Raw genomic sequence first — 25,160 nt, 5'->3', positions numbered from 1 at the left:
TAGAATTAGCTTAAGTCTTTGACTTCGTTAACTGTAAGACCAGTAGTTTGAGCTATTATATCGATAGAAACCCCTGCTTTAAGTAGGTTTTTTGCGACTTCAATTTCCCTTTCTTTTCTGCCTTTTTCATGACCGATTTGGATGCCTTCTTCTCTGCCTTCTTCTCTGCCTTTTTCAGTAGCATCATCAAGTTTTTGAGCGAGGACAGCCTGTTCATCAAGAATACGTTTTATTTCCTGTTCATAGGCAATAAATTCTTTTTCTGACCAGTTAAATCTATTTAGCTCTTCATAGGCCTTTTTAATTATTACATCACTACCTATTATTTTTTCCAGCTCTTCTTCACTAGTCTCATCTGCATATCGAAAAAAATAAACCCATTTTTCAACTATATTTTCCAACTGATCTTCCTTATTCTTTGGAAATTTTGGCAACTCAATAAATATAAAATAGAAATCTTTTAGATCATGCTCATTAGTGTCTTCATCTCGAATAGTATGCTTTGATTTGTACTCAGATTTATTAGGAAACAGTACACAATCTGCTATAGCAATGAAGATAATTTCCTTAAGGTTATGATACTGGTCACCTTTATCAGCTTGCCTTGAGTAAGCTTTAGCAGCATAGTATTGAGCACGTTTTTCAAATCCTTTAGTTTTAGCGACCTGCATCTCGCAAATGTATTGAGCACCTGTAGAATCTCTACAGAGAACATCAACAATACTTTGCTTTTTAGCGGCGATATCAGGGTCTTGAATAGTACTTAAAAACTCTATATCATTTATTTCATTTTTACCAGTAAAGCCAAGAATATCATTGAGGAAGTGAATAAGGATATCTTTATTTTTTTCAGTACCGAAGATACGCTTAAACGATACATCATTTTTGGGATCAAGAAACTTAGAAAAAGCCATGAGACATTAACCTAAAAAGTATTAATAATTATACACAATTCTGAAGAAATGTTCAAGTTTTTTATTTTTTTAAGTTTTGAATGCGTTGATGAAAAAAATGTCTCCCATAGATGGCTTTAGAATGCTACTACGCACCTTAGAGGTTGTTTGGGGTAGATCTTTTTATAACCCACTCATAAAGCGCCTAAAAACCCCGGCAAATGAATTCATGAGCTATAAAGAGCTTTAAAAACACTTATTTTTGGTGCAAGGGCCTAACAAAAGTGCGAGCGTAAGCCTACCATTAGCTCTCACACCTTTCATAATAAAGAGCTTGAAGTCAACATTTTCATGGTAAATTTATGCTCACCTGTGTAATAATGTGTAGTTTATTTCTGTTAGCGGCATGGCAAAACGTACTACTATCTCCATAAGATACGAAATAGCGCAGAATGTAAGAAGCTGGATATTAAAGCGAAAATATACCCAAAAAGATTTAGCAAATAAAACAGGTATAGAATACTATACGCTGCTAAGGTATGTAAAAGGAAAATGTGGCATTCCAACTGAAAAGTTAAAACGTATAGCAAAGGCATTGTCAGTTCCTATTAGTAATCTACTTCCTCCACCAAGAGAAGACAGTTGTTTTGATAAAGATAAGGCGCAAGAGACGTACGATTTCATGGGAAAATACATGAAAACAAAGGGGAGAGGACCGCGCAAGGCAATTAATGCATTAACCAAATTTATTCGAGCTCAAGAGGAAAGTGATGTAAAAGCAGCAAGAATAAGAATGGCAAAAAATATGCTCGAGTTAGAATTTGATGCTGATATTATCTACCAAGCAACAGGCTTATCAATAGATGAATATGATAACAAAGAGCTAGTTGTCTGTAAGCGTCACAAGGAAGGACAAGAGATGAAGAAATGGAGGATAATAAGGGAATATACTCAAGAGGAATTGGCAAAAGAGCTCGGTGTAGCGCATTCACAAATACATAACTATGAACAAGGAAAGAGTACCTTTTTAAGCGAGGTGGCATGTAAGGTTGCAGAAATATTATCAGTGGATGATAAAGATCTGATAACGGAAGAAGATTACTATGAAGACGAGGAAGCGGAAAATGAGCTATTAAGTTTGACGAGAGAATTCAAAAGAATTGATAATCAGGAATCAAGAGATGAACTGAACATACTAATAGGATTTTTATCCCAAAGAAAGCAGATTTACAAAGAAAAGATCGACAAAGCAGAAGGGATAAAAGTAGCAAATAATCTACTTATACTAGGTATTTCTGTTGATGCTATTTCTTCAACCACTGGCTTATCTAGTGAGAACCAATCCTGAGCTTATTTTTTAAGAGTACGAATACAAAGTGATATCGCTTAAAGAAACCAATAATTATTAATATCTTCTATCTTTTCACAAAAAAAATAAACAAAAAAAATCGAAAAAATTGACTTGACTCCCGCCAAAATAGATGGCTTTATGCCAAAGCTACTAAAAAAGTAGCAGTAAACATTTAAATTTTATAAGAAACTAATTCAAGGTAAATTTTATGAATAATAAGAATAAAGACGAAAATGAATTTATAGAAGAAATAAAGAGAGTAAAACAAAGCGGAGGAGAGGCTCTACTAGATCATGAAATAGTTGTAATGCTTCTAAGTTCAGTTCATGACAAAGCACAAGCTCAAGCTATTGCTGGAAAGCTAATGGATACTTGTAAAGGAATAGGAGGAATTTTGGGTCGAGAAATGTATGAGCTGAAACTAATAGATGGGGTAACTGACTCTGCAGTTGCAGCGATTGAATGTGTTAAGCAAGCTCCAAAGAGGGCACTAAGAGAGGATTTAAAGAAAGGGCCTGTAATGGATAATTACGCAAAACTCGTAGAATATATAAGGGTAAATATAGGTCTATCAGCAAAGGAAGCTGCAATGATAATTTATTTGGATAAGCAGTACCATTTGATAGAAGATGAGGTGCACATGGGTACAATAGATGAAGTATATATTTATGAAAGGGAAGTAATAAAAAAGGCACTAACAATAGAGGCAAAATCAATAATACTGTCGCATAACCACCCAGAAGGAAGGTTAAAGCCATCTGATGAGGATGAAGCTGTAACTAAAGACTTGGCTAAAGCTTGTCAGACTATAGGGATTAGGTTGCTGGATCACATTATCATCACAAGTGTTGGGTATTTTAGCTTTAAAGAGCAAGGACTGTTATAAAGCAGATGTTTGAAGATTTTCATGAGTTGTTTAACTACTTGAATGAAGAAAGTATTTGCAATTACATTAATCATTGCTTATAATTAATGAGAAAGTATATATTGAATTAATAATAAAGTAATAAAGTCGGTTATAGACTTAGTAAAGTATATTTAATAGCGGAGGCTAATATGGTTAATAAAATAATTGTACCTTTTGATGATCAAGAAGGAGGTACTTACGAGTTAAACATTGATCTTGATAGATTATCAAAAGGTGAGGTGTTAAATGCTATTGTAGGAATTGGTCGTACTAAGGAGCAATCCACCTTTGTAAGCAAAATTAATAAGGCTAAAAAGCCTGAAGAAATAGCACCTTTCCCTGGTAGAGAAGTTCGCGAAAACAAAATCAACTATGGGAAAGGATTTGACTATGTTTATGGCACAAAACCTGTAAGTGATCAAGAAGATAAAAATCCATTTGCTTCAGCTTTGAAAAAAATAAAGCCGAGTGCAGAAACTTTGAGCTGGTTAAAAAGTGAAGTGGTAGAGGCAAAGAATGTAAATGAATTGCACAAAGTTATAGACAAAGTACTAGCCTCAGGAGCAAGAATAAATGCATGTGATGACGGGGAATGGAGTTTTGCAGCAGTTGTGTTAAAAGTCAATAGAAAAATTGATGTAGCTGTGAATAAGTACTTAAAATTTGTGTGGGCGTACTTATTCACAGCTATGCTATTGCTATATAGAAGCAGTTTTAGGGCTATACTCCTCAGTAAACAGTCTACCGTCTCTTACTAAAGAGTTAGCAAGGATAAGTAATTTTCTCATTGCAGCAGTAGAGGTAACTTTATATGGTTTTTTATATTGATTGTATAGCCTATCAAAGAAGATTTTTATATAAGAATTGTACCTTTGCGCACTAAGAATGCACATATGTAAAACCTTTCTAATTTGTGATCTACCACCCTGAATACACCTTTTTCCCTTACTAAAACCACTATCTCGATTAAAAGGTGCAACTCCGGAAAGGCTGGATATTTCTTTATGTTGGAGAGTTCCAAGCTCGGGTAGATAACAAATAAAAGTAATAGCTGTTATTGCACCTACACCAGGTATACTAGTTATTGACATATACTTTTTTTTAAGCTCTTGATTTTTATCGACTAATTCCATTATCTCATCTTCTAAGACTTGAATTTGATTTTGTAAAACTGCAAGTAGCTCTTCCATTTGTTTGATTATAGATAAATCGGTTACTTGATGAGCTTGGGTTTTTTGTATTTTTGCTATTTCTACTAGTTGATTCCTGCGAGATAATTTTTGCTTCAAACAGTCAATACTACTAACTTTTAAAGGAGTGACACGCATGTCTGTATTACTAACATAACGTGAGATGATGCTACAGTCTATTTTATCAGTTTTAGTAGCAATACCAAGGCTTTTTGCATAGTCTCTTACCCATCTTGGTTGAATGACATATACTTCAAAACCATGTCTTAATAAAGTATAAGCACATAATTTTTCGTATCCACCCGTTGCTTCAAGTCCAACTTTGGTTACGTTATGTAAACGCAAAAAGTCAAGTATTTGATCAATAGCTTGAACGTTATTTTCAAATACTTTATGATGTCCAAGTGGATGAATATGGATATCTAGTTTATTTTTGCTAATATCAATGCCAGTAATAATATTTGATAAATTCATAATCCCTCCATAAATAATGTGTATACTGCATTTTCCACCCTTATATACGAGCCTAAAAGCTCAACCAGTTGTTCGGAACTTTCAGTATAATAAACCAGAGAGGAGAACCTTGCTGCAAAACGGTCCTTATGACCAAGAATATGTACGGTTCCTCCTCTCTGCGTGTCTTTATACCGCTATTTCGTAACATTTATAAAGACTTGTTTTTAACATATAAGAGTATGTAGTATTAGGTACACATTTTCATAAATTTGATAAGGTTGATCGTAAAAAGCTAATACGTAAATTAATGCTAAGCGGTGCAGAGTTTCATGATACTTTATTGGAGAATAAATTGATAGGTGAAATCTATAATGAGCTACAGCCAGAAGTTCAGCCACAGATAGATGAGAGACTAGAAGAACTAGAGAAAGCTGGAGAAAGTGCTCTTCAAGAAGGAGAATTAATAGATATTGAGATAGACAATACAACATCGTATATAGAGTTCTCTGAAAATAGTAAGATAGAAGTAGCCAAAATACTGAGAGAGTTAGGAAGTAATATTTTAAAAATTGGCAATGATGCAGTTGAGGTTAAAAGTGAGAAGGGAGGTATAAGAAACTATATCGATATGTCAGATGAAAGCTCTATTATATTAGAATTTCCTACAAGCATTGGTCAGCTAAATATTATATTGTACCACGATGTAAAAAAATATGATCAAGTACAAGTGAGAGTAGAAAACAAAGAAATGTGGGCTGAGTTACAAAAAAGAGGCGAAGAAATAGGAAAAAACTGCCTTTTTGGAGGAGTGAAACTTCAAGAAGCAGTAGAGAAAGGTAATTTCACTAGATGTGGCATATGGAGTGAAAAGTATGCTATAAAAGAGGTTAGCAATAATGAAGTATTGTCTCCGTGGGTAAATAGAATACGTGAAGGTAGTAAAGAAACCTTTAGAGAACTTTAATGCGTCTACATCCAACTTTAAGGTTCCAGAGGTTTTTTCTTACCGTTATATCTGGAGCCTTTGAGCTATAGTAGAAAATATTATATGTATGGTTCTTTGTATGGAAAAAAGTCTAGACTGTGAAGTAGGGCAAAAAGTGAAAAGTTGGAGGTTAGAGAGAGGGTATACTCAAAAGGATTTAGCGGAGAAGGTTGGTGTAAAGTACTGGGCAATACTGCAATATGAAAAAGGGAGTCGTAAAATTCCAATTAAGAAGTTATATGCCATAGCAGAAGCATTATCAGTGAATGTTAAAGGTCTAGTTTGTGGAGAGACACTACCAAATGAAAAAAGATATTTTGAAGATGAAGAAATATTAAATTTAGTAAAGGGGTATAAGGATGAAGAATTAAGCGAGGTATTTTATTTATTAACCAAATTTATTCGTTTGAGCGAGGAAAGAAGCAGAAAAGCGGTAAAAATAGAAGTAGCAAGGGGTTTGATGAAAGTAGGAGTTTCTGCTCATGTTATCTCTCGAACAACTAACCTATCTATTGGTGAGTATGAGGAGAACAAAATTTCGGTTCCATACAAAGTAGGGCAAAGGATAAAAGAGTGGAGATTGATACGAGGATATACACAAAAAGATTTAGCGAATAAAGTTGGCATAACAAATCAAGGAATATACGAGTATGAACAAGGGAGAGCTGCTGTCTCACTTGAAATGTTAGATGAAATAGCAAAGGTATTATCAATCAGCATCATAGATCTGCTTCCCGAATCAGATGAAGAAGCGGAAGAAAAGCTATCAAATTTGATAGAAGAATACAAAAAGATTGAGAGCCGGGAATTACGCGATATGCTAATCAAGTCTTTATTTGAAGGTATACATGTTTATAGAGAAAAGGTCAGAGAGGAAAAGAAGATTGAAGTTGCAAGGAATTTAGTGAAAGAAGGAATTTCTGTTGATATTATCTTGCAAACGACAGGCTTATCAAATTATATGATTGAGAAATTTTTGTGATTTCATAAAAACTTAGCCAATAGTGGATTTTTTTGTGATAGAATATATGTTTGCTTCTGTAGGAAAAACAGCTTTTAGAGGATTTATCTATGATAATTCAGAGCATATTGGCTCAGTAAGCTACGAGCTGGGGAAAAAAATAGAAGGTTGTAGGATAGTACAAGGGTATACTCAGGCAAAATTAGCAAGAAAAATTGGTTTAACACATAAGGAAATACATAACTTTGAACTAGGGTGCAAGGCTATTACAATCAAAGAATCGTATATAATAGCAGGAGCATTGTCAGTCAATGTTATAGATCTACTTCCAGGACCAACAGTACTAAGAGAAAACAGTTGGTATGAAGATGAGGATAAAGAAATAGTCTATCTAACAAAAATACATAGAGAAATTAAGGATCAGGAATTACACAAGAAGCTGTATCCATTAGTAAGGTTTGTATATATTAGCGAGAAAATTAGCCAAGAAGAAGCGAAAATAGAAGTAGCAAAGAATCTAGTGAAAGAAGGAGTTTCAGTTGATATTATTTCCCAAGTGACTCGCTTATCTACTTACGAATATGATGATATAGAGAAAGAAATTTGTACTGATTCTATACTCTACAAAGTGGGGAAAAGGATAAAAGAGCAGAGATTAATACGGGAATACACTCAGGAGGACTTGGCAAATAAAATCGGTTCAACACCTAAAGAAATACACGACTATGAACGAGGATATACAGACATTCCAATTGAAATATTATATAAGATAGCAAAGACATTATCAGTTAACATTAAAGCTCTTGGACTAACAGAATATGAAAATGAGCCAGTTTTTAGGTTTATAGGTAAATGCGAAAAAATTGAGGATCAAGAATTACTGGATACGGTAGCTAGATCTTTATCTGAAGGAATGCAAACTGGTAAAGAAAAGGTTAAAAAAGCAGAGAAAATCAAGATTGCAAAAGATCTAGTTAAGGAAGGTGTTGCTATTGATATTATTGTGCGAGCAAGTGGCCTAACTGCTGATGAGTGTGAAAATTGAATTGTGTTAAAAACAGTTAGGAGTAAAAAATAATATATTAAGATATAAGTAAAAATAGTTATATATTTAATACATCTATTCCAAACCCTTGTTTAGCTCTGCAGAATTTGACGTATCAAGATACAATATCACAGAATTTATCGACTACTTTTTGATTATCCTCTATCATTGCATTTGCCTCCTTCTGTAGAAATTTAATATTTTTAGGTGTTACATTATCCATCTCAGCAGACGCCATTGTCAGGTGTGATTGTATTCTTATATACTTGTCGTCCATTACATTACTCATCTGATAATTTACTACATCAAGGCTCGAAGCAAACATCACATCTAGTAACGGCTTTATCCAAGCTATTTTCCCTAATTTCCTGTACTTGATTCGATTAGATAGCCGACCTGTGCCAATTGACACCAGAATGATCTCTTCATTAGGGAAAAGTTTTTTACTGTTTGCGTATGCACATGCCGCTGGATTATTTGCAAACACCCCTCCATCCACTAATACCATTTCCTTTTGGTTGATTTTAAGATATTTAGGTGCAAAGTAAGTAGGTGCTGCAGTTGTAGCTCGTAATGCATCTTTCAATTTGATAAAATTTCTATCCTCTTTCCAGCTTTTGAAGAAAAAAGGAGCATTGTTCTTAATATCGTAGCTTGTAAGCATTAAATTATTTGTTGCATCTGCAAGAGTAGAATCACCAAAATATCTATTCAGAACATATTCAATATTTTTGCATGAATACTGTGCACAATTTAGCCAGGAAAATATTGATCTTCTCAAAAATGAAGATTTAAAAATATATGACCCGTATTCTTGGTAAAGCTCGACTAAATCACTAGCTGAATATTGGGGATTTCCTTGTTGATCTTTCTTGCATAACCCTGCTACAACAATTCCACCAGTTGAAGTACCTGCCATAAGATCAAAGATTTCAGCTATCGGTTTCCTTGTCCTTTGCTCTATTTCTGCGAGAATAATGGCTGGTATTATGCCCCTTATGCCTCCGCCATCTACTGAAAGGATATATTTAGTCATGTTTAGATATTTATTGGTTTTATTAACTTGTTCTCTTTTATCAGGTTGTGTTTCTTGTCCAAGTACTACTGTATGTTTCACTCCTAGAGAAAATTGCACCAATCTAATAATTGATTCCGTAGAGCATGCTAAAGGGTCTCTGTTGGTTCAAGCATATTCATTTACTTCTAAATCTATTGCAAAGTCGCTAATCGAAGCTAAGGAACGTGGTGTTGATATTAAGGTTATCCTCGATGAATCACAAACTAGTTCAAAACATAGTGTAATTAACGAATTATTTGAGCACAAAATCCCGATATGGATTGATTTTAAACCCGCTATTGCTCATAGCAAGGTAATTATTATTGATGATCAAAAAGTCATAACTGGATCATTTAACTTTTCAGATGCAGCTCAGCAAAAAAATGCTGAAAACCTACTCATCATAACAGGAGATTCTCCACTAGTTGAACAATACGTTGAAAATTGGAGAGATCGTCAATCGCAATCTAAGCCTTATACGCTATTAATAGAAAATTGATTACCCGCATTTTAAGTTGCTAGTTTTAAAATCATCCAGTTCTTCAGAAAGATTTTTTACCCTTTCCTCAAGTACTAACACTTTTTCCATTAAACCATATTCAATAAGTTTATCGTGAAATTGTACCCTTGAGTCTAGCTTGGATAACCACCATATGAATGCTACTGTTTGTATTAATAACGTGATAATTACTGTAATTGGGATTTTTTGATTTTGCATGTGAAGGTATTAATCTATTATGGATAGTTTTAGAAGTTTATATACAGATTATAGAAAACTTACAGCTTTAGTGATTACTTTTTGTTGATTCGTATCGGTCCTCTGCTTCTGCAAGTAGCTTAATGATTTCCCTGTAAGGTTTATCTTTATTGTGTCTTGATTCCACTACAGCCATATTTCTAGGTCTTCTTCCATCTTTAGCTGTAGCAGTGGGATCTGCACCTTTGTCTAATAAAAGCTTAACAACCTCTAAATGGCCTTTATCTGCAGCATGATGCAAGGCTGTCCATCCCATATATCCACCTGTGGCACTTATATCAGCTCCTTCCTCTACAAGAAACTTTACAACTTGCAGACACCCTGAACTAGATGAATAATGCAAAGCTCTCATCATAGGAATTTGTGTGTTAATATCTAATAGGTTTTTTACTGAAAATTCTGTAACTGCCAAACTGCAGTTCTTAGAGGCAATTTGTAGTATTGCTTTATAATTACCCACAGCTTTACTCTTTGTATAGCAGCATGTAATAACAACACATATAATTGTTATCATCAGCCATAGAAAATTTATCTTATTCTTTATGTTCTTACTTATTTTGTTCATGTCTAACATTTTTTTAGAATTAAATGACCATTTGCTTAAGTTTCACTTAAACAGCTTTGCTCACTGTTGCCTCTACTATAGTTTGATATCCTCTATTATTTAGAATATGTTCTGCCTTGCTAATTACCCATTCACCTTCAATTTCCTGACAAAATCCTGAAAGGCTGATCTTAGCTTCTGCAAATAATTCTGGATTACCAGGAACAGTTACATTTAAACTTGATGTACTACGTTTAGTTGTTTTAACTTGGCTGCTGCTGCACTAATTGCTGATTCTGCGGTAGAGTAAAGCGTTTGCAAGGTATAACTTGGGCCCTCATTTCCCACTTTCTCTTCTATAGTTTCTCCCTTTTCATAACTATGCCATTTTGCAATAACAGATCCATATTTGTTACGCACATTAAAATTTACCTCCCAATTTATAATATCTTTAGGTGTAAGTACTGTTGTACCTAACATCTTTCCAGTCGCTGATCTTGCTTCTCCCTTCGGAATAAAAATTATATATCCTCCTGCTGGTTTTACTAGTGCATCATATTTTTTGCCTAATCCTTCCAAAAAACTCATGTCGCTTTCTTCTGCTTGGATGATATGTGGTATAAATATATTTTCAAATCTTTCAGCGACTTTACCTTCATACCCATGTTCTTGTGCTATTTCTTTAATCAAATCTCCCAAGGTAATGTCTTTCCATTCCTTTGATTTTCTTTCCTTTAATGATCCTCTTAAACTTGCAGCGTCACATTTTATTCTTAAAGTTTGTGGTGGACTTTGTATTGTAATTTGATTTGCCTTATATACCCCCATAGGTAATAAACCTGTTTCTTTATATCCTAGAAAAACCTGTAAATTACCCTTAAGTTCTAAAGCGCTAGAGCTATAATTAATACATATCTCAGCTTCGTCACTTGTAGTACCTGATCCATCAGTGACACGTAGTAATATTAAACTCTTTTTTAAAACCTCTGTTACTGGGTTATTTTTTGCTACTATATCAAAATCTGGTGTCATTCATCTAAAATGTTTATAACAGATTCTTTCGGTATTTTTTGAATTTTAGGAAGCTTAATTCTTAATCCAGCGGGCAAAAAACTTCCATGTTCTGCAAGGCCTGGATTTTCAAGCAATACTTCCTCCACTGCTCCACTACTGTATCCATAATGTTTCCAGCAAATTTGATCTAACATTTCGTTTTCTTTAGTGTAATAATAAATCACTTGCTGTAACTTTTTAACTTCAAAATAAACTCAACTTTTCTTGGTTTTCCATCAGGAAAAAATAATATCTGTTTTTCTTCTATATTAGTAATGACAAAATTCCCAAGTATATTTCCTGAATTATCAACCAGAACTTGAGTATCACGTATATTTTTTAGCTGTTCTAAGCCATTACTCTGATAATGTGGATAAATCACTCCTGTCAGATCAATACATTCAATTCCTGAGCCAATGTTTTGTAGCAACGTTTTTTCAATACATTCAATTGTATACCACCTTTTTTCTTTACTGTATCTTAGGCTTATTGGTTCAAGCTTACATTTTCCAAGCAACATCAATGTAACTCTTCAACTATATCAAAAAGTGCCCCACGTGCTTGTTCTCTAAATCGTTCTATTACTGCATCAGCAACGCTGCGCACATCTTCAGATTTAATGTTGATATTAAACGTTTGATAGAATGCTTGGTTATATACTTTCGATTCACTATTTTCACATCTACTTTTCTTGAATGCTTTCTCAACTTCTTCTTGTTCTATAGCTCTTTTTTCTTCTATAACACCTTTAACTTTAAAACTCTCAAAATTGCCTTTACTATTTTCTGAAAATTGTTTAATAGCACTATTACTTGTCAATGGGTTTCCGTTACTGAAAATGCTATTTTTAGAAAGCTTATTAACAAAATTTCCATTATTTTCAAATTTTCTAATCGGGCTATTCTCAGCAAATATGCTACTAACTGTATTTCCCATCCATGAAAAAGCTTTTCCTATAGGTTCAATGAGTGATTTCCAAAAGCTAGAGAAAAAGTCTTTCACTTTTTGCCAGTTAGTTAGAACATAAGCTGCACCAGCAACAAGACTCGCTATTAAAAGTCCAATTGGGTTAGTCATTACAGCGAGTGTTATTGCTCTTAGTCCTGTTACTACTGCAGGAAAAACTATAGCTGATAAAAATGAAAATGTTGCCAATATCGTTGCTTTAAGACCAAAAATTGTACTTCCTAATAAAGTAATTCCGTAGCCTACTCCCACTACTAAGACTTTCAAACTTATCAAAGCTGCTAAAGTACTCATGATTGCCGTAGTTAAAGTTGGATATTTTTCTGCAAAAGAAGCTATACGCTCTGTTATTGCTTTCAAACTTCCAGCTACATAATTTAAAGTAGGCAACATTACTGACCCTAGATTCATGCCAGCTTCAAATACTGCATTTTTAAGTAATTGTAATTTATTAGCTGTAGTATTTGCCCGATTGTTAAATTCGTCCTGCATTGAAGCGTTATATTTTTCTTTATCAGCTAAATGTTCAATAGCTTTCTTGTAAATGTCTAAGCTTCCTACTAAAAGAGCAATGTCATCTTGAAACCCAGCACCAAATAGATTCATAAGAATACCGGCACGCTCTTGATCGTCTATTCTTTTTAAAGTTTCAAGGAATTGCAATATTGCCTCTTGAGGATTTTTTTTAATAGTTTGTTCGAGCTCTTCTATACTTGTTCCCATCTCATCTAATGCATCGTGAAATTCAGGACTTTGCTCTCTTGCGGTCTGTAATTTACTAAGAAAGTTATTTATAGCAGTTGCTGCTTTTTCAGGTTGTTTACCTAAACTTATGAATGCACTTGCTAAGCTACTTGCTTGATCAATTTCTAAACCAAACTGTTTAGCATTACCACCAATTCTATTCAGTGTAAAAACCATTTCCTTAGCTTTGGCAGCAGTATTATCTGAAAGATGGTTTATTATGTTACCTACATTTTCCATGCCATCAACTTTAATTCCATAGACATTGGATATTTTTGCAATAGCATTACCAGCTTCTTCTGCCGACATATCAAACGCTGTGGTCATTTTGGCAACTACTGTTGTAAACTTCATAAGATCATTTTTGTCAATACCAAGTTGACCACCACTTGCAGCTATTTGTGCTAACTCTGCTGCCGATAATGGTATAGTACGTGACATCTCCTTTAGTTTCTGCGCAAATTTGTCAACTTCTCTTGTTTCATCGTCAAACTTTACTACTTTTTTAATATCAGCCATAGCACTTTCAAAGTCAATCGCAACTTTAACTGGAGCTGCAAGCGTTAGCCCTAGCCCAATAGTCTCTATAATTTGTGACTTAAAATGTGCTTTGCTTGCTAAAAAACTTTGGTGACTACGTATTGCAGACCCAAGCTTACCATACTTACCTTTTAGCACTTCAATAGAAGAACCAAGTTTATATTGATCACTTACTAATGACTTAATATTTCTTCCACTTTTCCTTACTTCTTCATTAAATGAATGCAAAGCATCTCTCTTTTTCAAATATGCTTCTTTTGCTTTTGTTGCAGAAGACTTAGCTTTATCAAACTCAGCTTTTAAAGTTTTGCTTGGTTTCTCTATTGCTTTCATTTGTTTAGCTAAAGATTTTACCTGATCCTCAAAACCTTTCCATGACCTTCTGCTAGTTAAAACATCACTACCCAACTGCTTAAACTTTGATACTGATTTTAAAGATGAATCAAGCTTTCTTATATTCTCATCAAGATGAGTAAGTTGACTACTACTGCCCCTTATTACAGTATTAAAACTGCCATCTAAAACAGCTCCTATTTTTATAGATAACGTTGACATTGTACCTTCCTCGCTGCTTCATTCCATAGAATAAATTCATTAATTTCCATATCAAGCAAAGGCTCAATTCCACTACCAATAATAGAACTGAGCTCGATTACTTCTGACCTCAAATTTTTTGGATAATCGGTGAAAAAAATCCTTTAATACCTCTTGAATTTTCACATAATCAGCAATATCTAACTCTTCAATTGCTTCTTTTGCAACTGATGTCAAATTGGCAGTCAAAGTTACTTCCTTACTTAGATCACTACCATTAAGTCTCTCAATAGCTAGATAATCTCTAACTTTTGGACGTCTAACGGTAAGTTCTGAGACAGAAATTCCATCAACTGTTATTGGGTTATTAAGTGTTATAGCTTGCATACTTCTCCTGAAAAAGTTAATTAAATAAAAGTCTATATCGGCTTTTATATAACTAATTTTTTTTACTATAGTTTTTGTGTTTGATTAACGATCCTTCATACTAAATTTCTCAATATAAAGATGATAGTAGGGTTTATTTTTCCTCAACTTGAATTAATTCTTGAACTTCATCGACAGAAAGACCTGTACACTTGACAATAGTGCTAATATCAACATTATTAGTCAACATCGCTTTTGCAACTTCAATCTTTCCTTCAATCTTTCCTTCTTTTTTGGCATCATCAAGTTTTTGAGCAAGAACAGCTTGTTCATCACGAATACGCTTTATCTCTTGTTCATAGGCTATAAATTCTTCTTCAGACCAGTTGAACCTATTTAGTTCTTCATACGCTCTTTTAATTATTAGATCACTTCCTATTATTCTCTCTAGCTCTTCTTCACTAGTTTCATCTGCATATCTAAAGAAGTAGACCCATTTTTCAACAATACTTGAAAGCTGATCTTCTTTGGTTTTTGGAAATTTAGGCAACTCAATAAATATAAAGTAAAAATCTTTTAGATCATGTTCATTAGTATCTTCATCGCGAATAGTATGCTTTGATTTGTACTCAGACTTATCAGGGAATAAAATACAATCTGCTATAGCAATAAAGATAATTTCCTTAAGGTCATGGTATTGATCACCTTTATCAGCCTGTCTTGAATAAGCTTTGGCAGCATAGTATTGTGCACGTTTTTCAAAGCCCTTAGTTTTAGCGAGCTGGTCAGGTAAGGAAGCAGTATTACTACTACTCCCTCCCTTAGAAACCTTACTATTACCCATAAATCTATAAATGATGAAAAGCTGCTATTTTACTAATTTAACTTTCTACTATAAATAGATCTATGGTCTAAAAATGGAATATATTATGAAAGGAAATATAAGCACCTCAACTGGTGAATGGGCAGAAAGTGAATTTGGAATTGTTGATTTTGGTGATATAAGATTAAGTAGGAGGCTTTTAAAAATAGTTAATAGTCTTGCTGAATCGCCTGAACGTTCAATAAATCAAGCTTGTGAAGATTGGCATCAAAGTAAAGCAGCTTATAGATTTTTCCAAAATGATGCCGTTTCTGAAAGAAAGATATTATACAGTCATATAATTAAAACTGTTGAAAGAGCTAAAGAATATTCAACTATTTTAGCTATCCAAGATACGAGTTATATTTCATATAAAAATCATAAAAAGACCAAAGGATTAGGGATTATAGCAGCAAGGTTAAAATCTGAAACAACTAATTTTAAAACCCATGGATTAGTGACGCATACAACATTTGCAGTTACAACAGAAGGATTACCTATAGAGTTATTGGGTCAAAAAATTAGTACTAGACCTCCCTTAGCTGAAGATCTAAAAGAGTTGAAAAAAAGATGCCATAATACCGCTCTTCCCATAGAAGAGAAAGAAAGCATACGGTGGATAGAATCACTTAAAGACTCTACTAAACATCCTGGATTAAAAGATGTTAAGGTAGTTACCGTTTGTGATAGAGAAGCAGATATTTATGATTTATTTGAAGTTGCTTCCACTAATCAATCTCTTTTTGTAGTAAGAGGAAATCAAAACAGAACAGTAAACAAGAAATCAACTTATTCTGAAAAAGGTGGTGAAAGATTGTGGGATTTGATGAATCGCCTGTCTTGTCAAGGAGAAATTCAAGTGAATATTCCTGCTCGCAATGATAAACCTCAAAGAACAGCAGTTTTAGAAGTAAAGTTTAGTAACTTTGTGATGAATGCATCAAAAAATAACGCTAGACGTAAAATCCAAAAACTTCCTAATTTAAATTTACATGCTGTTTATGTTATAGAAAAATACCCACCATTTGGTGAAGAGCCTATGAACTGGGTTTTGTTGACAAATATAAATATTAATAATTTTGAAGAAGCAGTAGAAAAAATACAATGGTATTGCTTAAGATGGAGAATAGAGGTTTTTCATAAAATTTTGAAATCTGGTCTTAAAGTTGAAGAATGCAGGCTACAAACAGCAGATAGATTGATCCGCTTTCTTACAATTATGAGTATAATTGCATGGAGGATATTTTTTATCACATTGGTAGCTAGAACAAATCCAAATCTTCCTTGCACTACCATACTAACTGATGATGAATGGAAGGTTTTGTATACCAAAATGCTTAAGACAAAAAACTATCCTGAGACCCCACCACCTATAAGAGAAATCGTGAGGTGGGTAGCAAAATTAGGAGGGTTTTTAGCTCGCAAAAATGACTTAGAACCAGGCCCTATAGCTTTATGGAAGGGATGGAAACGTCTCTTTGATTTAGCAGAAGGATGGAGACTTGCTCACGAACTTTATATTTGTGGGTAATAGTAAGCTTAGAAACGCAGCATGCAGGTTTCCCCACACTACGCTTGAGCCCCTTATCTAAGTTCTTCTTTTCTCGAACCGGCTTGTCTTTCATAAATCCTCAGAATACATCAACTTTAGTGGTGACACTAACAGTAGAGAACCTTCTCTTGAAAAGGAGCTTGCTAACATTCTTGTTCGTTTCACTCTCTCATCAAAATACTTTTTCCATTTTAAGTCAAGGGGATTTGCATCCGCTCTGATTTTAACATGTCGTCTGATAGGTATATCAATCAGCTTAAGCAGTCTTAAATACCGTATCTCTTTTGGTTTGTTCTTGCATATGGGTGCAGCAAAAACCCATTGTCGTTGACCCATTACTTTGAAGTAACGATTCTTTATCCAACGTAATCCTTTACGAGGATGTCTTTTCTTTGCCCATTTCCATAAACTATGCCAAATTTCATTGTCGATTTTTCTAAACGCTTTTTTAGCACACACATGGTGATAGTAATTTCCCCATCCTCTCAGTAGAGAGTTAAGTGACTTAATTACTATAGCCTGAGTGTTCGCTATATTTGCTTTTATCAATGTACGTGCTTTATTAAGAAGTTTTTTAATACTTTCTTTCGAAGGTTTAATAATTAACTTCTTATTATATCTACGTACATTACAACCAAGAAAGTCAAACCCTGTTGTAATAAATGTAATCTTTGTCTTCTCTTCTGACAGAGCTAGACCTCTCTCATGAAGGAAAGATGATACTAATGGCTTAACTTCATTTTCCAGTAGTTCATGTGTAAAACCTGAAATAATAAAGTCATCTGCATACCTGATTACATTCACTCCACTTCTGATTTTTCCTCTTCTTTTGCTACCTAATTTACCAAAGCGACTTTCTAATAACTGTTCAAGACCATCTAAGGTAAAGTTAGCTAGTATTGGAGAAATTATACCTCCTTGCGGAGTGCCAGCAGTTGTGGGATACAAGGTTTTTGACTCTAGGAAACCAGCCTTTAACCAACTATGCAGAATTTTCTTCTCCATAGGAATATGCTTCATAAGCCATTCATGGTTAATGTTGTCAAAGCACCCTTTGATATCACCTTCTAGTATCCATTGTGGTCGATTGCGTCTTGCCAGTAATAAGTGACAAGCAGCAATAGCATCCACGCAGGATCTTTTAGGTCTAAAGCCATAGGAGTGACGGTCGCTGATCGTTTCAGATACTGGCTCCAGGGCAAACAGATATAATGCTTGCATGGCTCTATCTTTTATCGTTGGTATTCCAAGAGGTCTTCTTTTGCCATTAGATTTACTGATATAAATCCGTTTTAGCGGAGAAGGTTTATATCCTCTTTGCTTTAACTGCTTTATTCCTTGAAATTTAGCATTGCAAGTTAACCACAGTTGACGATCTACACCTGCCGTGTTTTTTCCTTGGTTTTCAGTTACTCTTTTAACAGCTAAAGCTTTGCTGCTAAAGGAGCGTGTGAGAAGACGCTGTAAAGCTTTTACCTTACCCCATCTTCCCTGTTGGACAGCCTTAACAATACGTCTTTGTAGCCTTATAACAACTTTTTGGCACTTCCTCCATGGCAATTGTTTCCATGCTTCGGAGTTGTCGGTAGGTGCACTTACAGTTTTATCTGTAATCATCTGCTTTCCTCCCTTAAGTGGTTAACAAAGTTTCTTGTCACGAGGGACCAAATGGAAGTCTGCTCGTTTTCACGCGAATTAATGTTACAAATTCTATCCATTTCGTTACAAAATGGCATTCGCTTTCTCCATTCTCCTTTACCTGCACTTTCATCAGCATTCCTTGCGGTTTGCTTGCCATGTAGGCAAAAATACAGGTTTACCCTGTTCCTTCTGTCATACAATAGTAGGTTAGGTGACTTCTCTATACCGGTGGAGTTATTATTTGCGTACATCTAGAAATGAAAAATGTAACTTATCCACATTACCTTTTGGTCAGAGCTTATCAGCATCTTTAGCTCCTTAATCATTACGATACTTATGAAGCTTCACTTACGTTCACCATACCACTAGCCTAGCCCTCCAACCACATGATGCTTGTAGTTTATGCTCCTCTCACGATTGAGCATCTTCTTTTTCAAGAGGAGGTTCATTGTCCGCATCGCTTGTCACCAACCGGTTGCCCGATTCGCACTGATGCGTAGACTCAGATGGCAAAACATCTGGTTTAATAAGTTTTAGAATCCTTTCAGTTTCTTTCTGAATGAATTCCTCTCCTTTTAAACAATATGACCGAAGACTTTCAGGTCGCACCACTTCATTATCTATTTAACTGATTCAAAACAGTATACAAGAATTTCAAATAATACGTAACTCTTTCTAAAATTCCAAATTTAACCACGAGGCGGCGAAGAACAACATGAAAAAAACTTTTAACGCGCCCTTTCATAAAATATGTTGACTATCTCCGTATTTTATATTAGGTATACTCCGGCAGTTATGAAATGGAGGTTTATTATATCAAATGAAATCCAACCTAAAAATAAGTTACTAATTGTAGGAGCTGGCTTACTATTCTTTGCGATGGTGTTCCCATCATTTTTTCTCTTAGCAAAAATAGCCATAGGATTAGCTATGATCGCAATTGCAACAATCGCGGTAAAAATTTTCTCAAAAACAATATCAAACGCTCTTGAAAAAGAAAAAGTAGATCAGAATCAGGCAGCACAACAAACAACACAAAGTAAAATTATAAACCTAGCTATTGGATTAACATTTATATTTGCAGGAGGATTATCAATGCTCATTATAGCAAAAACTGGCTTAATTGCAGCATGTGCAGCTATAACTGCTTTAGCTCTACACGAATATGTTAAAAATGAAAAAATAGGAAAAGAGATAAATGATAAATTCGATAAGGTAGCTGACGATACAATCAATTTTATTGTTAGCAATGTTGAAAAACTTATTCCAACAAAGCCGCCAGGCATAACAGCCTAAACTGTCTCCGTTCAGCAGAGTGGTTTAAGAAACAATAGATAGAAGGTTTTGAAAAGGGTTCAGCCTTCTTTTTATGTCCGCCTTGAGGAACTTCTTGTACAATTAGTTTCTCTTGAGAAAATGAATCTAACATTTTAACACTCCCTTTAACTCTTACATCATATATTGAAAAATAATTAACCTAACTTATAACTTGCACCTTTATCAGCTTGTTAGGTAGAATTATTAAAGAATTAGTTGAATAGGTATTATGATTCAATTCAACTCCATCCACAAGTTCTCCGCTTGTTACTCCAGTTGCAATAAACACTGATTCACCTCTTGTCATATCTTTTATGGTGTAGATTTTTTCTGGGTCATCAATATTTAAATTTTTTGCTCTTTCTCTTAACTGATCTGTGTCAAATATTAATCTTCCCTCCATCTGTCCACCGATTGAACTCAGCGCTGCAGCCGCAAGCACCCCTTCTGGTGCCCCTCCTATTCCGATATACATATCGTGATTGCCATTTACTAGTGAAACTACGGCCGCAACATCACCATCATCTATTAGTTTAACTTTTGCTCCTAACTCCCTGATTTTCACTATTAATTCATCATGCCTTTCACGATTAAGTATAGTTACTGTAAGATCATTTACTTTACATCCTTTTGCCTTGGCTAAATTGTCTAGATTCTTTTCAATGCTATTTTTTAGTGAGACTACACCCTCTGGGAGATTTTTTCCTACTGCTATCTTTTCCATATAAACATCAGGTGCATGTAAAAAATTACCTTTTTCGTTGCAGCAAGAACGGACATTGCCCCTTGTTTATGGTGAGCGCAGATTGTGGTGCCCTCAAGTGGGTCAACAGCAATGTCGATTTCAGGACCATTTCCAGTGCCAACCTTCTCGCCAATATACAGCATTGGTGCTGAATCTCTCTCACCTTCACCAATTACGATAGTACCATTTATTTCCATTGAATTTAATACTGTACGCATTGCATCAACTGCAACCTGATCAGCCTTTTTTTCATCGCCGAAGCCTGCTAGTTTATATGCAGCAAGTGCTGCAGCTTCGGTCACTTTAACTAATTTATAGGCTAAATCTTCCATCATTTGCTTTAAGAACTATATTCAATATATATCATGCTACTTGAAACTGCAATATGTCTTGACTGGTTGTGGGAAAGTTGCTATAATAAACTAACATATAGTAGTAGGTTTAGTTATGGCATATAGTAATGATGATATTAGAGAGTTGTATCGAAAGATAGCTACAATTGTAAAATATGATGATAAGGGAATTGCTAGTCTTAAAGATTTGCAAAAGGAACCAAAGTGGAAAGAAGTTAATTTTCAAGATAAGTGTGAAGGAGACAATTTATTAGGAGACTTACTTCTAAAACATGCAACCGAACATAACAACCCACGCGTTAAGGATCTTTTTCTTAGAAATGGGTTCAAGATTCCTCAACAAGAACAGATAACTACAGAGGTAAATGAGGAAAGAGAACCTGATGTAGAAGAAAATGGAGCAGGCAGCAATGCAGCAGATTCTAATAACTCCAGAGGTAGTCAATTTGCTACGTCATACAACAAGATAAAGGAAATTGTAACTAATAACCCTAGTATAACTGCTCAGGAATTTGGTGAGAAGCTTAAAAAAGAGAAAATAGATATAAAAATAACAAACCAGGATGGTTGGACTTTGCTTTATTATGCTGTTCGTTCAGAAGGGCCTAGTATTACCGGCGATCGCAGTATATTCCTAAGGGTTGTTGGATTGCTCACAAATTCAGACATTAAAGTCAATGGTATTCAAGATACGGCTTATACTTTATTAGATCATGCCGCAATAAAAAAACAAGCTGACGTTGTAAAGATACTTTTGAATAGTGGCAAATTTAATGAAGAAGAAAAATTTAACGCTCTGCGTCTTGCTATTGTTCAAGGTAATGTCCAAGAAGTTGGGGTATTTTTAGGTTATGTAAATGATGAAAGCAGACGAGCAGCTGTAGAGTTGGCTATAAATAATAGACAAAAAGAAATTACTCAGGTGCTTTTAAACTTTATTGTACCAGAAACACCTAATGTAGAAAAAAACGGAGCAAAACCTTGCAGCAGTAATGGGAACATTGGTAGTAGACCTGTAAATACACCAAATGGCCAGCTAAATCATAATAACGAAAATAAAACGCCTGTATCAACAAGGACTGACCAAACTGCCACACCAAATAATGATAATAAAGCTAACGGCTTCGTAGATGCTCAATTTTCTGTGCCAAATGAAAAAGAAACTAAATATAAAGAAAGCAAGGAAAATTTTTATACCTCATTAACAAAAGATGTTGTTGGAGTTGTTGTTACAGGGTTATTCATTGCTGCTGCTGTGATGGTTCCATCTGTGGCTGGTGCGGTGGTTTGTGGTGTTATAGCTGCTTTGGTTGCAACATATATCGGATTACATGTAAAAAATTCTACATTACCAAGCTATAGAGAAATGGAAAAAAATAAAGTTGAACACGTGAGTTCAGGTATACAAAAGGGGTGATTTAAGAGAAATCTTTGCCAAGCAGGATGTCATCCCAGTGCCCTGACTACTTGGATCCAGAAAACTTAACTTTAAATAAGTGGCTGCATAATAAAGACTAGATTCCAGTGTCAGCTACTTGGATGACACCTCTCTTGGGCTCTTTTAACCATAAACATTTAAGAAATTTACCAAATGAAAAGAAAGGCAAAAGAAACCCCGGTTAATATCTATTTAAAAACATTGGCGTTTTTTTATGTTTTAAACGTCTAATAACCGCGACTCAGCTGCTTTTAAATGCAACTCACCTTAGTTTAAATGTTTAAGAAATTTACTAAGCAGAAAAAAAGGTAAAAGAAATCCCGTGTTAGCTAGTTGTCACTCTCTAATCCTGCAAATTGGCGTTCTATACTGTCTTAAACGCTTTATAAGCGCGTTTCAGCTTATATAGCTAGAAATGTTGTGAAGACATAAGGTGCGCATAGTACAAAAAATTAAAAATAAGACGCCAATTACGTAATACTGGACTCCTGATATAATGTTGAACATTTTTTTTCTGCATTTCCGCCAGGGCAAGTTCTTGAAATCGAAACACTATATGTATATTATCGTGATCAATTTCAACGCGTTTGACTAATGCTCTAATTATATTAAGCTTAGCCTCCCAATCTGCTTGACCAAGTTCTGATTCAACCACAGAGGCAAAACCTTTTATACTACTTATGATAAAATCTATTTCCCTCTGTAGTTCCTTTTCATCAACCACCTCTTCCTTCTGGTTTCTCATTGCTTTTAACTTCTTCTCTATTTCCTCAGCTTCTAGATCATATTCCTCCTGAGTTATGCGTTCTCGAACATAGACATAATTTAGTCTTTTGATACCTTGTTCTAATTTGCTTATTTCTTTTTCAATCTCATCATTTGGTTGCTTATTTTTATGTTCTAAAAGCATAAGTTGATGTTCTTTTGCAACTTTATCCGTGTCTTTCAATACCTTCTTCATTTCTTCCCATATAACTGGTTCTAGTATCTCCATGCGTATTGATTTGTTGCTACATACTCTAGTCCCGCCAAAACGGCTTGCATCTGTACCAGTACAACGATAGTAGCTCCTTCCTCCCTTAGCGTTTTTTGCTGCATAGTAGGCATATTTGCAACACTGACATACCATTAGTCCTTGTAATAGGTGCCTTCTTCCACTTCGTTGTATTCTTGATCTCTTTCTATTTTCATCAAGTTGTTTTTGTACTATATCGAATAATTCCTCTTCAATTATCCTTGGTATTGTTATTTTTATCCAATTCTCCTCATCAGTACGATAAACAGAATAGTTCCTTTTGCGCACTTTCCATCTTGCCCTCACTGCTTTTCTTATTGGCCCTACCTTCGACTTACCAAATGCCGCTTCTCCTTTGTATGCTTGATTTCTTAATATTCTATGGATTGTACATACGTTCCACACTCCCTTGCGGATGATGATCCCTCGTGTTTCAAGTTGCTTTATTGCTGCAGCTTTTTGCTCTTCAGTTATATTTGTTAACTGTAGCCTTTTATCCTCTCTTAGTTCTTTTGATAATATTTGCTGTTCTGTTTTTTGCTCTGCAGCTTGCATAAAACACCTTATCTTGACAATTAATGCCATTTATATTGAACAATTACATAATGTGCAAACATTTTTTTACATAATTTAATTTGTAGAAAGTTTTGCCTCAAATGCCTTTTAATTGACTCTCTTCTACAGGGTAGTCATAATGTATTATTTAATTAAAGAGAGAGGGTGATTATGGAGCCGCTACATGAAATACTGGAAGTATTAAATAATGATCAAGATTTAAACTCGAATAATATAGTTAAAAAGATAAAGAAAAAACTAGAAGAGAAAAGCAAACTAGATAGTGGATTTGAAGGAGCATTAGCAAAGGAAGAATATAATGTATGGAAAGAAAGTAAGTTTTCATTAGACTGCCAATTTACTACTAATATTGCTAGTTGGCAAGGTACATTACTGCATGTAGCTGCTAAACATGGCCATACGAACATAATAAAAATTCTGATAGAAAGTGGTGCAGATGTTGATGGCAAGCATAGCCATACTCCTTTACATGCAGCTGCTGAAAGTAATCAGCTAGAAGCAGCAAGGATTCTAATAAAAAACGGCGCAAATGTTCATACAAAAGATATCTGGGAATGTACTCCTTTACATTATGCTGCAGTTAGTGGTAGTGAATCTATAATACGGCTTCTCATACAAAATGGTGCAGATCCTTGGGTGAAGGATAAAAATAGTGAAACTCCAGTATATAGCTATGTATACGGGCGTGCATGGCTCCTTTCACCTCTTACTATTACCCACAAATATAAATGTTTGTTGCATAGCTCTTAATGGCATAACTTTTGCTTGAAATAACTGTTTATATGGTGCAATTTACAGCTTTTAGTTGCTAAAATTATAACTCTTAGTTTAATAATTTTAATCCAATAAGCTTTCAGGTTAATAAAATTAAATTATTTGAGTAAATACAATACTATGTTTTTATTTGTGGGTAATAGTAAGCTTTCACCTGGGTCTGGTGATGGGTGTTTAGCACAATTTGAAAAAGCACGCAATGGAGGCCTCTTTGTTCGTTATTCAACACTGTTACTAGGCGCTGTAGCAGCAATAACACTTTTCACAACTGGCAATATTACACCAGATGCACCACGTATAATAGGCGCAGCAGCTTTAGTTACAGTAGCAGCACTTGCAGCTGGTCGTATTACATATGAAGCGTTTAAACCCAGTACTAAAATGGCAAAAGTAGAATATGAGCGTTTTGTAGCAGCACAGCAATCACCACAGTAGTCTATTTCTAAATAAAAAAACTGTTACATTATATCTCATATTATGGTAAGCCTAGCATTAGGTGGTTCATATGAGGTAAAAATGAAAAACATTATCATCGCAG

24 protein-coding genes and 6 pseudogenes are annotated in these 25,160 nt (G+C 34.6%); 12 read left to right on the top strand and 18 right to left on the bottom strand.

Annotation, left to right across the window (positions count from 1 at the left end; genetic code table 11):
- Nucleotides 1-5: 5 nt before the first annotated feature.
- On the bottom strand, nucleotides 6-914 hold the full coding sequence (locus tag NMD99_RS01480) for an Rpn family recombination-promoting nuclease/putative transposase (RefSeq protein ID WP_264688169.1): 909 nt from the start codon (nucleotides 912-914) through the stop codon (nucleotides 6-8).
- Nucleotides 915-1,299: 385 nt separating this feature from the next.
- Here NMD99_RS01480 and wmk (NMD99_RS01475) point away from each other — a divergent pair, with 385 nt between their 5' ends.
- The 3 genes and pseudogenes from wmk (NMD99_RS01475) to NMD99_RS01465 all read left to right on the top strand — a co-directional run.
- Entirely contained in the window at nucleotides 1,300-2,241 is a 942-nt protein-coding gene (wmk, locus tag NMD99_RS01475) for a WO male-killing family protein Wmk (RefSeq protein WP_309166455.1), read from the top strand.
- Nucleotides 2,242-2,452: 211 nt separating this feature from the next.
- On the top strand, nucleotides 2,453-3,130 hold the full coding sequence (locus NMD99_RS01470) for a JAB domain-containing protein (RefSeq protein ID WP_309166453.1): 678 nt from the start codon (nucleotides 2,453-2,455) through the stop codon (nucleotides 3,128-3,130).
- A gap of 170 nt (nucleotides 3,131-3,300) precedes the next feature.
- A pseudogene (locus tag NMD99_RS01465) lies at nucleotides 3,301-3,768 on the top strand (hypothetical protein); the annotation flags it as partial.
- Between the two features lie 81 nt (nucleotides 3,769-3,849).
- Here the strand turns inward: NMD99_RS01465 and NMD99_RS01460 are convergent.
- Nucleotides 3,850-4,815 carry an IS110 family RNA-guided transposase gene (locus NMD99_RS01460; RefSeq protein WP_309165561.1) on the bottom strand — a complete coding sequence of 322 codons (966 nt, stop codon included), beginning with the start codon at nucleotides 4,813-4,815 and terminating at the stop codon, nucleotides 3,850-3,852.
- A gap of 217 nt (nucleotides 4,816-5,032) precedes the next feature.
- On the opposite strand from NMD99_RS01460, the pseudogene NMD99_RS01455 reads away from it, so the two are divergent.
- The 3 genes and pseudogenes from NMD99_RS01455 to wmk (NMD99_RS01445) form a co-directional block, all read left to right on the top strand.
- A pseudogene (locus NMD99_RS01455) lies at nucleotides 5,033-5,761 on the top strand (hypothetical protein); the annotation flags it as partial.
- Between the two features lie 100 nt (nucleotides 5,762-5,861).
- Complete coding sequence (wmk, locus tag NMD99_RS01450; protein ID WP_309166450.1) at nucleotides 5,862-6,764, top strand: WO male-killing family protein Wmk; 903 nt, start codon at nucleotides 5,862-5,864, stop codon at nucleotides 6,762-6,764.
- A 46-nt stretch (nucleotides 6,765-6,810) separates the two neighbouring features.
- Nucleotides 6,811-7,788: a WO male-killing family protein Wmk gene (wmk, locus tag NMD99_RS01445; RefSeq protein WP_309166447.1), complete on the top strand. Its 978-nt coding sequence runs from the start codon at nucleotides 6,811-6,813 to the stop codon at nucleotides 7,786-7,788.
- Nucleotides 7,789-7,903: 115 nt separating this feature from the next.
- On the opposite strand, the gene NMD99_RS01440 is transcribed toward wmk (NMD99_RS01445), so the two are convergent.
- Complete coding sequence (locus tag NMD99_RS01440; protein WP_309166445.1) at nucleotides 7,904-8,824, bottom strand: patatin-like phospholipase family protein; 921 nt, start codon at nucleotides 8,822-8,824, stop codon at nucleotides 7,904-7,906.
- On the opposite strand from NMD99_RS01440, the gene NMD99_RS01435 reads away from it, so the two are divergent.
- Nucleotides 8,823-9,344 carry a phospholipase D family nuclease gene (locus NMD99_RS01435; RefSeq protein WP_264329736.1) on the top strand — a complete coding sequence of 174 codons (522 nt, stop codon included), beginning with the start codon at nucleotides 8,823-8,825 and terminating at the stop codon, nucleotides 9,342-9,344. The two genes, NMD99_RS01440 and NMD99_RS01435, sit on opposite strands and share 2 nt — an antisense overlap.
- Here NMD99_RS01435 and NMD99_RS01430 read toward each other — a convergent pair whose 3' ends face one another.
- From NMD99_RS01430 to NMD99_RS01395, 8 genes and pseudogenes are all read right to left on the bottom strand, one after another.
- On the bottom strand, nucleotides 9,345-9,563 hold the full coding sequence (locus tag NMD99_RS01430; RefSeq protein ID WP_264329735.1) for a hypothetical protein: 219 nt from the start codon (nucleotides 9,561-9,563) through the stop codon (nucleotides 9,345-9,347).
- Between the two features lie 67 nt (nucleotides 9,564-9,630).
- Nucleotides 9,631-10,176, bottom strand: coding sequence for an ankyrin repeat domain-containing protein (locus NMD99_RS01425; RefSeq protein WP_309166441.1), 546 nt, complete (start codon nucleotides 10,174-10,176; stop codon nucleotides 9,631-9,633).
- 204 nt (nucleotides 10,177-10,380) lie between these two features.
- Nucleotides 10,381-11,178, bottom strand: coding sequence for a phage late control D family protein (locus NMD99_RS01420; RefSeq protein ID WP_309166439.1), 798 nt, complete (start codon nucleotides 11,176-11,178; stop codon nucleotides 10,381-10,383).
- Entirely contained in the window at nucleotides 11,175-11,384 is a 210-nt protein-coding gene (locus NMD99_RS01415) for a tail protein X (RefSeq protein ID WP_373457550.1), read from the bottom strand. Before NMD99_RS01415 ends, NMD99_RS01420 begins: the two co-directional genes overlap by 4 nt.
- Nucleotides 11,381-11,719 carry a phage tail protein gene (locus NMD99_RS01410; RefSeq protein WP_309166435.1) on the bottom strand — a complete coding sequence of 113 codons (339 nt, stop codon included), beginning with the start codon at nucleotides 11,717-11,719 and terminating at the stop codon, nucleotides 11,381-11,383. Before NMD99_RS01410 ends, NMD99_RS01415 begins: the two co-directional genes overlap by 4 nt.
- Entirely contained in the window at nucleotides 11,719-14,004 is a 2,286-nt protein-coding gene (locus NMD99_RS01405; protein ID WP_309166432.1) for a phage tail tape measure protein, read from the bottom strand. The genes NMD99_RS01410 and NMD99_RS01405 overlap by 1 nt, the downstream gene beginning before the upstream one ends.
- A gap of 72 nt (nucleotides 14,005-14,076) precedes the next feature.
- Nucleotides 14,077-14,370, bottom strand: a complete 294-nt coding sequence (locus tag NMD99_RS01400; RefSeq protein WP_309166430.1) for a phage tail assembly protein — start codon at nucleotides 14,368-14,370, stop codon at nucleotides 14,077-14,079.
- Nucleotides 14,371-14,503: 133 nt separating this feature from the next.
- Nucleotides 14,504-15,133 (bottom strand): annotated as a pseudogene (locus NMD99_RS01395) (Rpn family recombination-promoting nuclease/putative transposase); the annotation flags it as partial.
- 142 nt (nucleotides 15,134-15,275) lie between these two features.
- Here NMD99_RS01395 and NMD99_RS01390 point away from each other — a divergent pair.
- Nucleotides 15,276-16,742, top strand: coding sequence for an IS4 family transposase (locus NMD99_RS01390; protein WP_309166915.1), 1,467 nt, complete (start codon nucleotides 15,276-15,278; stop codon nucleotides 16,740-16,742).
- Between the two features lie 7 nt (nucleotides 16,743-16,749).
- Here NMD99_RS01390 and NMD99_RS01385 read toward each other — a convergent pair.
- From NMD99_RS01385 to NMD99_RS01370, 4 genes and pseudogenes are all read right to left on the bottom strand, one after another.
- Nucleotides 16,750-16,836: pseudogene (locus NMD99_RS01385) on the bottom strand (Rpn family recombination-promoting nuclease/putative transposase); the annotation flags it as partial.
- Nucleotides 16,833-18,380 carry a group II intron reverse transcriptase/maturase gene (gene ltrA, locus NMD99_RS01380; RefSeq protein WP_309165860.1) on the bottom strand — a complete coding sequence of 516 codons (1,548 nt, stop codon included), beginning with the start codon at nucleotides 18,378-18,380 and terminating at the stop codon, nucleotides 16,833-16,835. The gene ltrA and the pseudogene NMD99_RS01385, both read right to left, overlap by 4 nt.
- Nucleotides 18,377-18,655 (bottom strand): hypothetical protein, encoded by a 279-nt coding sequence (locus tag NMD99_RS01375; RefSeq protein WP_264377970.1) that lies wholly within the window; start codon nucleotides 18,653-18,655, stop codon nucleotides 18,377-18,379. Before NMD99_RS01375 ends, ltrA begins: the two co-directional genes overlap by 4 nt.
- Nucleotides 18,656-18,815: 160 nt before the next feature.
- Nucleotides 18,816-19,013 (bottom strand): hypothetical protein, encoded by a 198-nt coding sequence (locus NMD99_RS01370; protein WP_309166428.1) that lies wholly within the window; start codon nucleotides 19,011-19,013, stop codon nucleotides 18,816-18,818.
- Nucleotides 19,014-19,199: 186 nt separating this feature from the next.
- Between NMD99_RS01370 and NMD99_RS01365 the strand changes: the two genes are divergently transcribed.
- Nucleotides 19,200-19,700 (top strand): hypothetical protein, encoded by a 501-nt coding sequence (locus NMD99_RS01365; RefSeq protein ID WP_253309092.1) that lies wholly within the window; start codon nucleotides 19,200-19,202, stop codon nucleotides 19,698-19,700.
- A 181-nt stretch (nucleotides 19,701-19,881) separates the two neighbouring features.
- Here NMD99_RS01365 and glpX read toward each other — a convergent pair.
- Nucleotides 19,882-20,798, bottom strand: a pseudogene (gene glpX / locus NMD99_RS01360) (class II fructose-bisphosphatase).
- A 115-nt stretch (nucleotides 20,799-20,913) separates the two neighbouring features.
- On the opposite strand from glpX, the gene NMD99_RS01355 reads away from it, so the two are divergent.
- Nucleotides 20,914-22,236, top strand: coding sequence for an ankyrin repeat domain-containing protein (locus tag NMD99_RS01355; RefSeq protein ID WP_309166427.1), 1,323 nt, complete (start codon nucleotides 20,914-20,916; stop codon nucleotides 22,234-22,236).
- A 430-nt stretch (nucleotides 22,237-22,666) separates the two neighbouring features.
- Here the strand turns inward: NMD99_RS01355 and NMD99_RS01350 are convergent, their stop codons facing one another.
- Both NMD99_RS01350 and NMD99_RS08085 read right to left on the bottom strand, forming a co-directional pair.
- Nucleotides 22,667-23,425 carry a recombinase zinc beta ribbon domain-containing protein gene (locus NMD99_RS01350; RefSeq protein ID WP_319803108.1) on the bottom strand — a complete coding sequence of 253 codons (759 nt, stop codon included), beginning with the start codon at nucleotides 23,423-23,425 and terminating at the stop codon, nucleotides 22,667-22,669.
- A gap of 27 nt (nucleotides 23,426-23,452) precedes the next feature.
- Nucleotides 23,453-23,749: pseudogene (locus tag NMD99_RS08085) on the bottom strand (recombinase family protein); the annotation flags it as partial.
- Between the two features lie 249 nt (nucleotides 23,750-23,998).
- On the opposite strand from NMD99_RS08085, the gene NMD99_RS01340 reads away from it, so the two are divergent.
- Together NMD99_RS01340 and NMD99_RS01335 are read left to right on the top strand one after the other, a co-directional pair.
- Nucleotides 23,999-24,598 (top strand): ankyrin repeat domain-containing protein, encoded by a 600-nt coding sequence (locus NMD99_RS01340; protein WP_264688273.1) that lies wholly within the window; start codon nucleotides 23,999-24,001, stop codon nucleotides 24,596-24,598.
- Nucleotides 24,599-24,754: 156 nt separating this feature from the next.
- Nucleotides 24,755-25,057, top strand: coding sequence for a hypothetical protein (locus NMD99_RS01335; protein WP_309166423.1), 303 nt, complete (start codon nucleotides 24,755-24,757; stop codon nucleotides 25,055-25,057).
- Nucleotides 25,058-25,160 lie beyond the last annotated feature (103 nt).

Source organism: Wolbachia endosymbiont of Listronotus oregonensis (assembly GCF_031205055.1).
Lineage (GTDB): Bacteria > Pseudomonadota > Alphaproteobacteria > Rickettsiales > Anaplasmataceae > Wolbachia.
Note: the sequence above shows the minus strand (reverse complement) of the source record. Positions and strands in the feature narration are given on the sequence as shown.

What these genes read in the sequence shown, in the direction of transcription:
- NMD99_RS01480 (WP_264688169.1), bottom strand. Translation starts at nt 914, where the DNA reads ATGGCTTTTTCTAAGTTTCTTGATCCCAAAAATGATGTATCGTTTAAG.
- wmk (WP_309166455.1), top strand. Translation starts at nt 1,300, where the DNA reads ATGGCAAAACGTACTACTATCTCCATAAGATACGAAATAGCGCAGAAT.
- NMD99_RS01470 (WP_309166453.1), top strand. Translation starts at nt 2,453, where the DNA reads ATGAATAATAAGAATAAAGACGAAAATGAATTTATAGAAGAAATAAAG.
- NMD99_RS01460 (WP_309165561.1), bottom strand. Translation starts at nt 4,815, where the DNA reads ATGAATTTATCAAATATTATTACTGGCATTGATATTAGCAAAAATAAA.
- wmk (WP_309166450.1), top strand. Translation starts at nt 5,862, where the DNA reads ATGGAAAAAAGTCTAGACTGTGAAGTAGGGCAAAAAGTGAAAAGTTGG.
- wmk (WP_309166447.1), top strand. Translation starts at nt 6,811, where the DNA reads ATGTTTGCTTCTGTAGGAAAAACAGCTTTTAGAGGATTTATCTATGAT.
- NMD99_RS01435 (WP_264329736.1), top strand. Translation starts at nt 8,823, where the DNA reads ATGTTTAGATATTTATTGGTTTTATTAACTTGTTCTCTTTTATCAGGT.
- NMD99_RS01440 (WP_309166445.1), bottom strand. Translation starts at nt 8,824, where the DNA reads ATGACTAAATATATCCTTTCAGTAGATGGCGGAGGCATAAGGGGCATA.
- NMD99_RS01430 (WP_264329735.1), bottom strand. Translation starts at nt 9,563, where the DNA reads ATGCAAAATCAAAAAATCCCAATTACAGTAATTATCACGTTATTAATA.
- NMD99_RS01425 (WP_309166441.1), bottom strand. Translation starts at nt 10,176, where the DNA reads ATGTTAGACATGAACAAAATAAGTAAGAACATAAAGAATAAGATAAAT.
- NMD99_RS01420 (WP_309166439.1), bottom strand. Translation starts at nt 11,178, where the DNA reads ATGACACCAGATTTTGATATAGTAGCAAAAAATAACCCAGTAACAGAG.
- NMD99_RS01410 (WP_309166435.1), bottom strand. Translation starts at nt 11,719, where the DNA reads ATGTTGCTTGGAAAATGTAAGCTTGAACCAATAAGCCTAAGATACAGT.
- NMD99_RS01405 (WP_309166432.1), bottom strand. Translation starts at nt 14,004, where the DNA reads ATGTCAACGTTATCTATAAAAATAGGAGCTGTTTTAGATGGCAGTTTT.
- NMD99_RS01400 (WP_309166430.1), bottom strand. Translation starts at nt 14,370, where the DNA reads ATGCAAGCTATAACACTTAATAACCCAATAACAGTTGATGGAATTTCT.
- ltrA (WP_309165860.1), bottom strand. Translation starts at nt 18,380, where the DNA reads ATGATTACAGATAAAACTGTAAGTGCACCTACCGACAACTCCGAAGCA.
- NMD99_RS01375 (WP_264377970.1), bottom strand. Translation starts at nt 18,655, where the DNA reads ATGTACGCAAATAATAACTCCACCGGTATAGAGAAGTCACCTAACCTA.
- NMD99_RS01365 (WP_253309092.1), top strand. Translation starts at nt 19,200, where the DNA reads ATGAAATGGAGGTTTATTATATCAAATGAAATCCAACCTAAAAATAAG.
- NMD99_RS01355 (WP_309166427.1), top strand. Translation starts at nt 20,914, where the DNA reads ATGGCATATAGTAATGATGATATTAGAGAGTTGTATCGAAAGATAGCT.
- NMD99_RS01340 (WP_264688273.1), top strand. Translation starts at nt 23,999, where the DNA reads ATGGAGCCGCTACATGAAATACTGGAAGTATTAAATAATGATCAAGAT.